Genomic DNA, 11,803 nt, shown 5'->3' on the forward strand with positions numbered 1-11,803 from the left:
CGGCCGGGTCATCCCGGCCGCACAGTTAAAAGAGCATCATGAGCGAAATTATCTACGGTATTCACGCTGTCAAAGCCCTGCTAGACAACGATCCACAACGTTTCCTGGAAGTGTTTATTCTCAAGGGGCGTGACGATCGCCGCTTACAGCCTTTGATTGCCGAGCTGGAAGCGACCGGTATTGTGATCCAGGTGGCTAACCGCCAATGGCTGGATGAGAAGGTCGAAGGGGCCGTCCACCAGGGCATTATTGCGCGGGTGCGTGAAGGGCGGAAATATCAGGAGAACGATTTGCCTGGGCTGCTGGAAAGCGTTGAAACGCCATTCCTGCTGGTGTTGGACGGCGTTACCGATCCCCATAACCTGGGGGCTTGCCTGCGTAGTGCCGATGCTGCCGGTGTCCATGCGGTGATCGTCCCACGCGATCGCTCTGCCCAACTGAATGCGACGGCGAAGAAAGTGGCCTGCGGTGCGGCCGAGAATGTCCCACTGATCACCGTCACCAACCTGGCTCGTACCCTGCGTTTGCTGCAAGAGATGAACATCTGGATCGTGGGCACGGCGGGTGAAGCCGACCACACGCTGTATCAAAGCAAAATGACCGGCCCGATGGCGCTGGTAATGGGTGCGGAAGGTGAAGGTATGCGTCGTTTGACCCGTGAACATTGCGACGAACTGATCAGCATTCCGATGGCCGGTACGGTTTCCTCGCTGAACGTCTCGGTAGCGACCGGTGTCTGTCTATTTGAAGCGGTGCGTCAGCGCAGCTGATGATTTAATAGGGGTGAAATCTGTCACCCCTACCTCTAATCTCCTATCTTGTGATCCCGCCAGCGGCAGAAATCCAGCTAATGACCATAATTACCCCTGAAGCGTTAATCAGGGAGCAATCTCATGGTCTGGACTACGCATACCGTCTTTAACCAACCCAAGCCCTTGGGCAACAGCAACCTCTTCCTGTCCGATACGCCGTTGCGTGAAGCGTTGCAGCGCGAGTTGGCGGGTTGGGATAGCGATGTTCTAGCCTCGCTTGGGCAACAGTTAGGCACGCAGGAGTCGCTGGAGTTGGGGCGGCTGGCCAATACCAACCCACCGGAGTTGCTGCGCTATGACGCTACCGGGCAACGCCTGGACGACGTGCGCTTTCATCCAGCCTGGCACATCCTGATGCAGGGGCTGGTCGCTAACCGGGTGCATAACCTGCCGTGGCAGGAAGATGCCCGTATTGGCTCCTTGGTGGCCCGTGCTGCCCGCTTTGTGTTGCACGCTCAGGTGGAGGCCGGCACGCTCTGCCCAATCACCATGACCTATGGCGCTATCCCACTGCTACAGCGTTCCCTGCCAAAAGAGTATCAATCCTGGCTATCCCCTTTACTTTCCGATCGTTATGACCCTCATCTGCTGCCCGGTGCACAAAAGCGCGGGCTGTTGATCGGCATGGGGATGACGGAAAAGCAGGGCGGCTCGGACGTGCTGAGTAATACCACCACCGCCGTACCGCTCGCTAGTCGAGGCAATGGGGAGGCCTATCGCCTGGTGGGCCATAAATGGTTCTTTTCGGTGCCGCAAAGCGATGCCCATCTGATATTGGCACAGGCGGAGGGAGGGCTTTCCTGTTTCTTCCTGCCTCGGCTCCTGCCTGATGGAACGCGTAACGCCATCCGTCTGGAGCGGCTTAAAGACAAGCTAGGCAACCGTTCCAATGCCAGTAGCGAAGCCGAGTTTCAGGACGCAACGGCCTGGTTATTGGGCGATGAAGGGGATGGCGTCAGGCAAATCCTCAAGATGGGGGGGATGACCCGTTTCGATTGCGCTTTGGGTAGCCATGGACTGATGCGCCGCGGCCTTTCGGTGGCGCTGTACCATGCCCTGCAACGGCAAGCGTTTGGTAAATGCCTTATTGAACAGCCATTGATGCGGCAGGTATTGGCCCGCATGGCGTTACGGCTTGAAGGGCATACCGCTTTACTGCTCCGTTTGGCGCGAGCCTGGGAAAGCCGGGGGGATGAAGGCGAAGTGGTCTACAGCCGCTTACTGACCCCGGCGGCAAAATACAGTATCTGTCATCAAGGCGCGGCATTTATCGGGGAAGCCATGGAAGTGCTGGGAGGGATCGGCTATTGCGAAGACAGCGAGTTGCCGCGTCTGTATCGAGAAGCACCGGTAAACAGCATTTGGGAAGGGTCGGGCAACATCATGTGCCTGGACGTCATGCGTAGTCTGCATAAGTTGCCTGGTGCGCTAGAGTTGCTGCAGCAGGAACTGTTGCCGGTGCGCGGGCAGAACCGGTTGTTCGATCGCGCCTGGCGGCAATGGCAACAGCGTATGCGCCAACCGCGTGAAGAAATGGGGCGTTTGTTAACCCAGCAGTTATTCGATCTGTGCTGTGCCGCCCAACTGCTGCAGCATGCCAGCCCGCCAATTGGGGAAGCCTGGTGCCACTTAACGCTGGATTATCGTGGAGATAGAGTGTTGCCCGCGGAGGTGTGCGATACGCTGCTCCAGCGGGCTATGGGGGGATAAACAGGAACTCGGGGCTTATAGCCTAGAGGGAAATGCCATCAGATAATATGCTGATGGTATTGGATGTATAATTTCCTGTCTGATTTCAGCTTGAATGATTAATTATAGAAATATCTCGCATGATATTAATTTCGTCTGAGCGCCTAAGATGTGTTCTGCTGTAATTTTAAGGATGATTCTCGTTAATGTGCGGGATATACCCTTTTTTGGGTTCTGCTTAACTAATTGGCTGAGTGGGTAACAGGTTGTATGTTACATTTTTAATGTAATGGAGATTAAGCACGGCTCGTGAGTGCCAATCTGTGCTAATTATTTATTTGGGAAAGTCTTTTTTTATTGCGGCTTGTTCGCGGCAATCTACTGACTTTCCTATTGTGTAAAAGGAATTCACAGCATGACATATAGTAATTACTCGTCCACAACCGATTTATCGACACGTAAGGAAAAGAGCAATTCATCTCTACGGATGAATCTTTCGCCACTCTACTTTGCCGGGCTGCTGGCTTTTGGCTGCGTCTCCGAGGCTAATGCGGCAATCGTTGCCGACGCTGGGCAGGCCTCTAGCCCTGGGGTTAATGCCGGGGCGAATGGTTCGACCGTGGTGAATATTAACGCTGCGGGTAAAGGGGGTGTTTCGCATAATATCTTCAACCAGTTCAACGTTGATAAAAACGGTGTGGTGCTGAATAACAGCGTCGATGGTGCGAATAGCCAACTGGCGGGGAGTCTTGCGGGTAATGCGAATTTAAGCGGTGGGGCGGCCTCGGTGATCCTTAATGAGGTCAACTCTAATCGGGCCAGCGTGTTAAATGGCATGGTGGAAGTTGCAGGTCAGCAGGCTCAGGTAATTATTGCCAATCCGGCCGGTATTACCTGTAGCGGCTGCGGATTTATTAATGCCGGCAGAGCAACGCTGACCACCGGTACTGCCCAGATTGCCGATGGTGCCATACAGGGATATAAAACGGAAAAGGGCAGCATTGTTATTAATGGCAATGGCCTGAACAGCGGTGACAGTAATTATACCGATTTGATTGCCCGCTCCGTGGCGATTAATGCCGGTGTCTGGGCCAAGGATTTGAAAGTGACCACTGGCCGTAATAACGTCAATGCGGATAATACCCAGGCGACTGCGCTGGCCTCGGCGTTGGGCAGACCCGGTGTCGGGATTGACGTTGCTGCTTTGGGGGGGATGTATGCCGGCAAGATCACCTTGGTGGGGACAGAAAGCGGAGTGGGCGTTCGTAATGCCGGTACCATCGCGGCTTCCACTTCAGATCTGATGATGGACGTTAATGGTGTGCTGGATAACCGTTCAGGGACCCTATCCGCCGCACACGCCAACAAACTGAACACCGCAGGTACTATTAATAATACCAGGGGGAAAATCACCGGTGGTAACGGTGGTATCACTATCAATACCCATAAAAACCGCCTTACCAATACCAACGGCAACATAGCCGCCATCGGCTCTGTGAGCATCAATAGTGGGCAATTGAACAATACCAACGGTATGGTGCAATCCGGTTCACAGATTACTATCGATACCAATGGGCAGTTGCTGACCAATACTGGCCGCAATAACGATACCGGCATTTACAGCACCTTGGGTATGACCCTGAAAACGGGTCAGTTGAACAATAACAATGGCCTGATCACCACCAGTGGTAACTCCACTATCATCAGCGGTGCGCTGGATAACCGTAATGGGCAGATTTTTGCCTTTGGTTCTTCGTTGTCCGATCTGTCGATGACCGTTGGCGGCACGCTTGATAACCGTGGCGGCGAAATAGCGGCTCAACATCACGTAAATCTGTCTACCAGCAGTGCGTTGAACAATAGCGCTAACGGCAAAATGAGTGCGGGTGATGATTTTAAGCTGACAACAAACAACGCTGCGCTCAATAACACCAACGGCTTGATTGAGTCGGCTGGGGCGTTGGATATCAACAGTGGGCTACTCACCAATAGAACCGGTAGTCTGCAAGCGACCAAGATGCTGAACGTAAACACCAACGGCAGTAACCTGCTCAACGAGGGTGGGCAGATCTCTGCAATGGGGGATATCCAGCTCGCCAATATCAACGCCATGGACAACCGGGATGGCAGTGTTAGCGGTGAGGGTAAGCTGTTACTGCGAGCAAACAGCCTGGATAACCGCACGGGTGGGTTAACCCTGGACAAGGGCAATGACGTTCGCATCCAAAATGCCCTTAATAACAACTATGGCGTGATCCGTAGCGCGCTGGGTAGCACGGAGGTGTACGCCAGCACGGTCAACAACAATGCGGGCTTGTTGGGGGGGCAGGAAGTTCATGTGCATACCGACACATTGCGCAATGACGAGGGGCTGATTTATGCCGATAAGACGGCAGAAATAAAGGCGGTAACTCTCTATAACCGTAATGGTGAGAATTTTGGTCGAGTGATGGGGGTGCATATCGATATGCCGGAAGACACCCAAGGAGGCATTATCAGTATGGGCGATCTGAGTATGGCCGGTAACCGGGTGTACAACAGTCGGGGGTTGATTGCTGCCAGCGGCGGCAACTTGAACATGCAGTATGCTGGCAACGTGGATAACAACCGCGGCACCCTTTCAAGTGTGGCTTATCTGTCGCTGCTGGCTAACCGCCTGGATAACGGCAATGGCACAATTTCTTCAACAGGTAGCAGTAGCGTAGAAGTGACTTCAGCCTTTACCAACAGCGGTTTAGTCCATGGTAGTGAAGGGCTGGATATTCGCGTCAACGGGGCGTTGACCAACAGCGGTCAATTATGGTCCGACAAGGTCACCACGATCAACAGTCAGAATTTTACTAACCGGCGTGGTGCGGTGATCGGCGGCCTGGAAGGTGTGAAACTGAACCTGACGGGGAGATACACCAATAACGGTGATGTAAGTGGGCCGGTAATCAAAGAGTAATTGCGCAAACTCCCTTACGGGTGCTTATATCAGGCACCCGCTTTTACTTCTATCTCAGAGCTGGTGCTACCGATAAAGTATCGCCTGTGAATACCACTGGCCCGGCACGATGGTTTCACTGTTCATGATGATCATGTAATAGCGTGCCCCGCTGGTGTTAGCTTTGCGCTGGATCTCGGCTTCCACGTTCATCGGGCTGCCATGCACTAGCGCGCTGATCGTCCCCATCTTCTCCAACTCGGTGGTTTGGGCGCGGGTGATCTCTTGTGCCTGAGAGGTAGGCGGCGGTGGGGGTTTGGGCGTGGTTTTAAATACGCTGCAGCCGGATAACAAACCAAACAGCAATAGGGTGATCAACGAACGGGAAAGATTCATGCTGGCCTCATCGCTATTTAGCATAGAGTAGAACGGTTTGAACTACGGTTTCGGGCCGATATTTGCCATCATAGAGAAGATTGAGCGCAGGGGGAATACATGATCGAGATCCATGATGAGCGGGTGGGTGACGTTGCGGTGATCCATGCGGTGCCAGCCGGGCGCTATGATCAGCCGTTACCCACGATCTTTTTCTATCACGGGTATACCTCATCGAAAGAGGTGTACGCCTATTTTGCCTATGCATTGGCCAAGGTCGGTTTCCGGGTGGTGCTGCCCGATTGCGCGATGCACGGTGAGCGGTTTGATGGTGATGAAGCCCGGCGGTTGGCGCATTTCTGGGAAATCCTCAAAAGTAACATCGATGAGTTACCCGCTCTCAAAACGCACTTTGAGCAGCGTGGGTTAATTGCCGGGGATCGCATTGGCGTGGCGGGCGCTTCGATGGGGGGCATGACCACTTTGGGTGCCTTTACCCGTTATCCTTGGGTGAAAGCGGCCGCCAGCCTGATGGGGTCGGGCTACTTTACGTCACTGGCGCAGACGCTGTATCCGCCATTGGATGCGCATGGCCAGCCGCTGGAGCAGTCCGCGCTCATGGCACGTCTTGCACCACTGGCCGCTTATGAAGTTGAACATCATTGGGAGAGTTTTGCCGAGCGGCCACTGTTGTTATGGCATGGCGAAACCGATGATGTGGTGCCTGCGGTGGAGAGTGAGCGCTTGGCCGGTGAGTTACGCCAGCGCGGCCTGGATCGGAGGTTGACCTACCTCACTGAAGCGGAAGTACGCCATCGTATTACCCCTGGTGCGTTGAACGCTACCGCAGCTTTCTTCCAGGATTCACTGTAAAAAGCCCCCGAGGGAGGGGGCAAGGCATGACTTTTACTGATCGACCGCCTCTTGGTGCGGCAGGGTTCCCTGGTGCTGCATTTTTCGGTTAGCGATAAAGCTCGGCGCTGACGTGGATAGACGCGGTGCTGCCTGGCTCATGTAGCGCAACAATCCGGTAAGCGCTGGCGCCGCGTTGATCGGCAATCTTGTTGATTTGGGACGTCGCGTCGTCGGGTGAAACCACTTCCTGAGTCAGGCTGACGAAGCCAATGCTTTGGCGCTCTGCGGCCTGGTGTGCGGTGATCTCAGTGGCGGCCATGGCGTTGGCGGAAAGCAGCAACGCGATAGCGGTAGCGATGGTGATACGTTTCATAGACACCTCTCTTAACCCTTTGCTACAGCGGCGTGTCACTTGGCTCGCTGCCGATATACTGTTCATTAAGCAAAAAGTTATTTATCAATCTTGAATAACTGCAACCCTTTATCGCTGCGCTTTCTGCGGCGGATAATTTAACTCTAGTCCGATAGTCAGGATTAAAAAGGGGGAGATTTTGATGGCCTTGTTCAAATAAAATGATAATGATTTCCAGTGGGCCGATGATTTTGTTGAAGGATTTTTAAAACCTATGGATCGGCATACATCGCTTTTTCTGTCAGCAAATCGTGCTATTTCTCGTGGCCTTACGCATAAACCTCAATAAATCCTACTCAGTCCTTGAGTTCCCCCCCTTGCGCCGGTATGATTACGCGTCATTTTTCAGCCGCACACATACACACGTTCCTTGCTTCCATGGGCCGCGGTTGACCCTGACAGGAGGCTGAATAATCCGTAAGGAGCAATTCGATGCGTCATTACGAAATCGTTTTTATGGTCCATCCTGACCAAAGCGAACAGGTTCCGGGCATGATCGAGCGTTACAGTGCTACCATCACTAACGCGCAAGGTCAGATTCACCGTCTGGAAGACTGGGGCCGCCGTCAACTGGCTTACCCGATCAATAAACTGCACAAAGCCCACTACGTTCTGCTGAACGTTGAAGCTCCGCAGGAAGCGATCGATGAGCTGGAAACTAACTTCCGCTTCAACGACGCCGTTATCCGTAGCATGGTTATGCGCGTTAAGCACGCGGTAACTGAAGCATCTCCGATGGTTAAAGCGAAAGACGAACGTCGTGGCGATCGCCGCGAAGACTTCGCTAACGAAACCGCAGATGATGCAGATGCTGGGGATTCTGAAGAGTAATTGCTGTCGTGACGGCTAATCGTCTGGTGTTGTCTGGCACAGTGTGCAAGACGCCGGTGCGAAAAGTGAGTCCTTCCGGGATACCCCACTGCCAATTTGTGCTTGAGCACCGATCGTCGCAGATGGAAGCCGGATTCAGCAGGCAAGCATGGTGCCGAATGCCCGTGGTTGTCAGCGGACAACAGTCACAAGCTTTAACTCAAAGATTAACGGTCGGCAGTCAGGTTACCGTTCAAGGCTTCGTTAGCTGCCATCAAGGGCGCAACGGGCTGAACAAATTGGTCCTGCATGCCGAGCAGATTGAATTGATAGATTCTGGAGACTAGCCAAATGGCACGTTATTTCCGTCGTCGCAAGTTCTGCCGTTTCACCGCGGAAGGCGTTCAAGAGATTGACTATAAAGACATCGCTACGCTGAAAAACTACATCACTGAAAGTGGTAAAATTGTCCCGAGCCGTATCACCGGTACTCGTGCAAAATATCAGCGCCAGCTGGCCCGTGCTATCAAGCGCGCGCGCTACCTGTCTTTGTTGCCGTACACTGATCGTCATCAGTAATCGGCCACTGTCCATTAACGACTTTGAGAGGATAAGGTAATGCAAGTTATTCTGCTTGATAAAGTAGCAAACCTGGGCAGCCTGGGTGATCAGGTTAACGTTAAAGCGGGTTATGCCCGTAACTTCCTGGTACCACAGGGCAAAGCTGTTCCTGCTACCAAGAAAAACGTAGAGTTCTTCGAAGCACGCCGTGCTGAACTGGAAGCCAAACTGGCTGACGTTCTGGCTGCTGCTGAAGCTCGCGCAACCAAGATCAACGAACTGGGTTCAGTCACCATCGCGTCTAAATCAGGCGACGAAGGTAAACTGTTCGGCTCTATCGGCACCCGCGACATCGCTGACGCAGTTACTGCGGCAGGCGTTGAAGTTGCCAAGAGCGAAGTTCGTCTGCCGAACGGCGTTCTGCGTACCACTGGTGAGCACGAAGTGCACTTCCAGGTACACAGCGACGTGTTCGCACAGCTGAATGTAGTTGTGGTTGCTGAAGCTTAATCGGCTTTAGTACACCAAGTTAAAACGCCAGCCTAGTGCTGGCGTTTTGCTTTTCAGCGCCGGGTAAAACGCGCTACTCTGAGGCCATCTGTTGGCAAGGAGAGGCGAAAATGGCAGAAATTATCTTACAGCGAGTCTACGATTTCAGCGGCCCGGCACCGGAGCACTGTTATCTGACCGACCGGCTATGGCCGCGCGGTGTGAGTAAGGAAAGGTTGCAGGGCGTCATCTGGCTTAAGCAGGTGGCACCGGATACGGCGTTACGCCAGTGGTTTCATCAGCATACCGACCAGTGGGATGAGTTTGTTGCACTCTATCGCCAACAGCTGGTCGCCAATGAGGCCTGGCAGCCGCTGGTGGCGTTGTTAAAGCAAGGTGAGCCGTTGACCCTGCTGTATGGCAGCAAGGACACACAGCACAACCAGGGGGTTGTACTGCGTGATTTTTTGCTGGACCAGCTTAAAGATTAGCGAATGCGCAGGTAGCTGCCATCGCTCTGGCGGCGGAACAGGGCTTCCCTGTTATCCACTGTGGTGACTGAGAGCGCGGTGATCACACCGTTGGCATTGCGTTCGACACGCACTTCTTGCCCGGCCTTCAGATTGCTGAGTGGCTTATCGTTGCCTTCAACTCGCGCCATGGCAAACACCTCGTTCACCGGCAGGTTGTTGTCACGGAACAGCTGCGCCAGAGTTTGGCCAGCCTGGATCTGATAACGCTGCCAGCTATCGCTTTCGCCTGCCGTTTGCTGACCATCGTTTTGTAACTGAGCCTGCAACGGTATCTGGTTTTCCTGGCTGGTAACCGGGAACGGACGTGCGTTATCGTCGGAATACGGCCAAAGCAGCGACAGTAGCAGGATAGCACCAAAAATAATCACCCAACGGCGGTGAAAATAGGGCAAAGGTTCCATCCAGTGGAGGCTGTCCGGCAGGTGCCATATTTTCAGCAACAACGCTTTAAGCCTTTGCCCCTTGCCGCTCTGCTGTGGCGGTGGTGAGTCCGGCTCATCGGTGGTTGCTGGCGTTTCCGGTGCCGGGCCAGGCTTCAGGCGTTGGCTCAGGTTCAGCCAGGCGCGCAGCAATGGCTGGTAGACACGGGTGGTTTTCCTTCTCCTGGGCGCGATTCTGCCCATGGTGACCTCTCTTCAACTGCGTAAAATTGTCACTTTACAAAAAGTGTATCGCTGACCCCAGTATACCCTATGGTTTCAAGCCGCAGTGCACTTGTGCACCTTGAGGGGCGAATAGTCTCTGTACTGCGCCACTACGGTGCCAGCCTTGAGCCGTACCGGGTCTATATCGCTAACTGTTTGAAGCGATTGGTAGCCGAGAGAATAATGACACCAAACGTTAACAGCAGGTTATTGTTTCTTTTTCTACGACAAAAGTCATCATTCTCCACACAAGATTTTACCCGGCTTTGCCGCGCTGTTATGCTGCGCTTTCGACTTTTTACAGACTAAAGGAAAACCCCATGACAACCCCTTCTTTTGATAGCGTTGAAGCGCAAGCAAGTTACGGGATTGGTTTACAGGTCGGTCAGCAACTGCAAGAGTCCGGCCTGCAAGGTTTACAACCAGAAGCTCTGCTGGCTGGCCTGCGTGACGCGCTGGAAGGGAATGCCCCGGCGGTTCCGGTAGATGTGGTCCATCGTGCGCTGCGCGAAATCCACGAACGTGCGGATGCTGTTCGCCTTGAGCGCCAGCAGGAGATGGCCGTTGAAGGCCAGAAGTTCCTGGAAGATAACGCCAAGCGTGACGAAGTGACGCTGACCGAGTCTGGCCTGCAGTTCTCCGTGTTGGAGCAGGGCAATGGCCCAATCCCATCACGTCAGGATCGCGTGCGTGTGCATTACACCGGTCGCCTGATCAACGGTGATGTGTTCGACAGCTCCGTTGAACGTGGTCAACCTGCCGAGTTCCCGGTCAGCGGCGTGATCCCAGGCTGGATCGAAGCCCTGACGCTGATGCCGGTTGGCTCCAAGTGGCAGCTGTATATCCCTCACAACCTGGCCTATGGTGAGCGTGGTGCAGGCGCATCCATCCCGCCATTCAGCGCGCTGGTGTTTGACGTTGAGCTGCTCGAAATTCTGTAATCGGCTTCTAGTGTTACAGTAAGGGCGCCTCACGGCGCCCTGGTTTTATTTGCCGCTCAGTGCGCGTGGGAACAGCAGGTTGTTCTCCAGATGGATATGCTCCATCAGATCGCTGATAAACGTATTGATACCACTGTACAGCGCCTGCCAGGTATTGCATGCCCCATCAGGTGGCGTGACGTTGTTGGTGAGGAATTTCACCACCTCCAACTGCTCGCCAGCCTCATCATGTTCATGTTCCATCACCGAAATCGGCCCTGCCGCCTGTTGCCCCATGCCTTGTTTAATCAGCGGGAACAGGATCTGTTCTTCCTTCATCATGTGATTTTCCAGATCGAGCCGGATCAGGTTTAGCTGCTTGGCCAGCCCGCGTGGGCAGGTGGGCTTGTCGCCGTGAACGCGTTCAACCTTTTCCGCCATCAACACCAGTTCTGACAGCTGTTCACGGTGGCGTTGGTGGAAGCGTGGCAGGATGTAATCGATGATCTCAGCCAGTGGAGCCTGGCGCCAATCGCGGGTATCCACCGGGTCTGCAGCCAGAGCGGCCAACTCACTTTCCAACTTATCCAGATCCAGTTCTTTGCGGCTGGCAGCGCGCTCAAGGGTTTGTTTACCCCCGCAGCAGAAGTCCAGATCGTAGTCGCGGAACAGCTTGCTGGCACGTGGGATTGCGATGGCGAGTGCGCCTAGGGATTGGTTACGGTAATCCATGATGATGCCCCTTTAAAGGAAGAAAACTATAACATGCATTTTAAA

14 protein-coding genes are annotated in these 11,803 nt (G+C 53.9%); 10 read left to right on the forward strand and 4 right to left on the reverse strand.

What is annotated here, in order from left to right; translation table 11 throughout:
* Positions 1-38: 38 nt before the first annotated feature.
* From rlmB to IMQ33_RS00510, 3 genes are all read left to right on the forward strand, one after another.
* Positions 39-770, forward strand: coding sequence for a 23S rRNA (guanosine(2251)-2'-O)-methyltransferase RlmB (gene rlmB / locus IMQ33_RS00500; protein ID WP_021179009.1), 732 nt, complete (start codon positions 39-41; stop codon positions 768-770).
* A 123-nt stretch (positions 771-893) separates the two neighbouring features.
* A complete protein-coding gene (locus IMQ33_RS00505; RefSeq protein WP_161739924.1) occupies positions 894-2,522 on the forward strand; it encodes an isovaleryl-CoA dehydrogenase in 1,629 nt (542 codons plus the stop codon).
* Positions 2,523-2,916: 394 nt separating this feature from the next.
* The gene (locus IMQ33_RS00510) at positions 2,917-5,448 is read left to right on the forward strand and encodes a filamentous hemagglutinin N-terminal domain-containing protein (protein WP_196061380.1); all 2,532 of its coding nucleotides are present in this window, start codon (positions 2,917-2,919) and stop codon (positions 5,446-5,448) included.
* Between the two features lie 66 nt (positions 5,449-5,514).
* On the opposite strand, the gene bsmA is transcribed toward IMQ33_RS00510, so the two are convergent.
* On the reverse strand, positions 5,515-5,823 hold the full coding sequence (gene bsmA, locus IMQ33_RS00515; RefSeq protein ID WP_186530491.1) for a biofilm peroxide resistance protein BsmA: 309 nt from the start codon (positions 5,821-5,823) through the stop codon (positions 5,515-5,517).
* Positions 5,824-5,922: 99 nt separating this feature from the next.
* Here bsmA and yjfP point away from each other — a divergent pair, with 99 nt between their 5' ends.
* Complete coding sequence (gene yjfP / locus IMQ33_RS00520; RefSeq protein WP_196061381.1) at positions 5,923-6,675, forward strand: esterase; 753 nt, start codon at positions 5,923-5,925, stop codon at positions 6,673-6,675.
* 88 nt (positions 6,676-6,763) lie between these two features.
* Here the strand turns inward: yjfP and IMQ33_RS00525 are convergent, their stop codons facing one another.
* Positions 6,764-7,030 carry a DUF1471 domain-containing protein gene (locus IMQ33_RS00525; RefSeq protein WP_065684089.1) on the reverse strand — a complete coding sequence of 89 codons (267 nt, stop codon included), beginning with the start codon at positions 7,028-7,030 and terminating at the stop codon, positions 6,764-6,766.
* A 471-nt stretch (positions 7,031-7,501) separates the two neighbouring features.
* Here IMQ33_RS00525 and rpsF point away from each other — a divergent pair, with 471 nt between their 5' ends.
* The 5 genes from rpsF (at position 7,502) to IMQ33_RS00550 (ending at position 9,420) form a co-directional block, all read left to right on the forward strand.
* Entirely contained in the window at positions 7,502-7,900 is a 399-nt protein-coding gene (gene rpsF, locus IMQ33_RS00530; protein WP_004933634.1) for a 30S ribosomal protein S6, read from the forward strand.
* A gap of 8 nt (positions 7,901-7,908) precedes the next feature.
* On the forward strand, positions 7,909-8,226 hold the full coding sequence (priB, locus tag IMQ33_RS00535; protein ID WP_065684090.1) for a primosomal replication protein N: 318 nt from the start codon (positions 7,909-7,911) through the stop codon (positions 8,224-8,226).
* A gap of 4 nt (positions 8,227-8,230) precedes the next feature.
* Positions 8,231-8,458: a 30S ribosomal protein S18 gene (gene rpsR / locus IMQ33_RS00540; protein ID WP_000135199.1), complete on the forward strand. Its 228-nt coding sequence runs from the start codon at positions 8,231-8,233 to the stop codon at positions 8,456-8,458.
* A 39-nt stretch (positions 8,459-8,497) separates the two neighbouring features.
* On the forward strand, positions 8,498-8,950 hold the full coding sequence (gene rplI / locus IMQ33_RS00545; protein ID WP_004933629.1) for a 50S ribosomal protein L9: 453 nt from the start codon (positions 8,498-8,500) through the stop codon (positions 8,948-8,950).
* 110 nt (positions 8,951-9,060) lie between these two features.
* Positions 9,061-9,420: a DUF488 domain-containing protein gene (locus tag IMQ33_RS00550; RefSeq protein ID WP_021807544.1), complete on the forward strand. Its 360-nt coding sequence runs from the start codon at positions 9,061-9,063 to the stop codon at positions 9,418-9,420.
* Here IMQ33_RS00550 and IMQ33_RS00555 read toward each other — a convergent pair.
* Positions 9,417-10,085: an OapA family protein gene (locus IMQ33_RS00555; RefSeq protein WP_065684092.1), complete on the reverse strand. Its 669-nt coding sequence runs from the start codon at positions 10,083-10,085 to the stop codon at positions 9,417-9,419. The genes IMQ33_RS00550 and IMQ33_RS00555 overlap by 4 nt on opposite strands.
* A gap of 341 nt (positions 10,086-10,426) precedes the next feature.
* Between IMQ33_RS00555 and IMQ33_RS00560 the strand changes: the two genes are divergently transcribed.
* Positions 10,427-11,047: a peptidylprolyl isomerase gene (locus tag IMQ33_RS00560; protein ID WP_065684093.1), complete on the forward strand. Its 621-nt coding sequence runs from the start codon at positions 10,427-10,429 to the stop codon at positions 11,045-11,047.
* 45 nt (positions 11,048-11,092) lie between these two features.
* Here IMQ33_RS00560 and ytfE read toward each other — a convergent pair whose 3' ends face one another.
* Positions 11,093-11,758, reverse strand: coding sequence for an iron-sulfur cluster repair protein YtfE (gene ytfE / locus IMQ33_RS00565; RefSeq protein WP_065684094.1), 666 nt, complete (start codon positions 11,756-11,758; stop codon positions 11,093-11,095).
* Positions 11,759-11,803: the final 45 nt, after the last annotated feature.

The organism is Serratia sp. Res13-Sevr-LER1-36-b, from assembly GCF_015673035.1.
Taxonomy (GTDB): Bacteria; Pseudomonadota; Gammaproteobacteria; order Enterobacterales; family Enterobacteriaceae; genus Chania; species Chania fonticola_C.

Bases quoted from the DNA above. Each gene is read 5' to 3' on its own strand.
- rlmB (WP_021179009.1), top strand. From the start codon at position 39: ATGAGCGAAATTATCTACGGTATTCACGCTGTCAAAGCCCTGCTAGAC.
- IMQ33_RS00505 (WP_161739924.1), top strand. From the start codon at position 894: ATGGTCTGGACTACGCATACCGTCTTTAACCAACCCAAGCCCTTGGGC.
- IMQ33_RS00510 (WP_196061380.1), top strand. From the start codon at position 2,917: ATGACATATAGTAATTACTCGTCCACAACCGATTTATCGACACGTAAG.
- bsmA (WP_186530491.1), bottom strand. From the start codon at position 5,823: ATGAATCTTTCCCGTTCGTTGATCACCCTATTGCTGTTTGGTTTGTTA.
- yjfP (WP_196061381.1), top strand. From the start codon at position 5,923: ATGATCGAGATCCATGATGAGCGGGTGGGTGACGTTGCGGTGATCCAT.
- IMQ33_RS00525 (WP_065684089.1), bottom strand. From the start codon at position 7,030: ATGAAACGTATCACCATCGCTACCGCTATCGCGTTGCTGCTTTCCGCC.
- rpsF (WP_004933634.1), top strand. From the start codon at position 7,502: ATGCGTCATTACGAAATCGTTTTTATGGTCCATCCTGACCAAAGCGAA.
- rpsR (WP_000135199.1), top strand. From the start codon at position 8,231: ATGGCACGTTATTTCCGTCGTCGCAAGTTCTGCCGTTTCACCGCGGAA.
- rplI (WP_004933629.1), top strand. From the start codon at position 8,498: ATGCAAGTTATTCTGCTTGATAAAGTAGCAAACCTGGGCAGCCTGGGT.
- IMQ33_RS00550 (WP_021807544.1), top strand. From the start codon at position 9,061: ATGGCAGAAATTATCTTACAGCGAGTCTACGATTTCAGCGGCCCGGCA.
- IMQ33_RS00555 (WP_065684092.1), bottom strand. From the start codon at position 10,085: ATGGGCAGAATCGCGCCCAGGAGAAGGAAAACCACCCGTGTCTACCAG.
- IMQ33_RS00560 (WP_065684093.1), top strand. From the start codon at position 10,427: ATGACAACCCCTTCTTTTGATAGCGTTGAAGCGCAAGCAAGTTACGGG.
- ytfE (WP_065684094.1), bottom strand. From the start codon at position 11,758: ATGGATTACCGTAACCAATCCCTAGGCGCACTCGCCATCGCAATCCCA.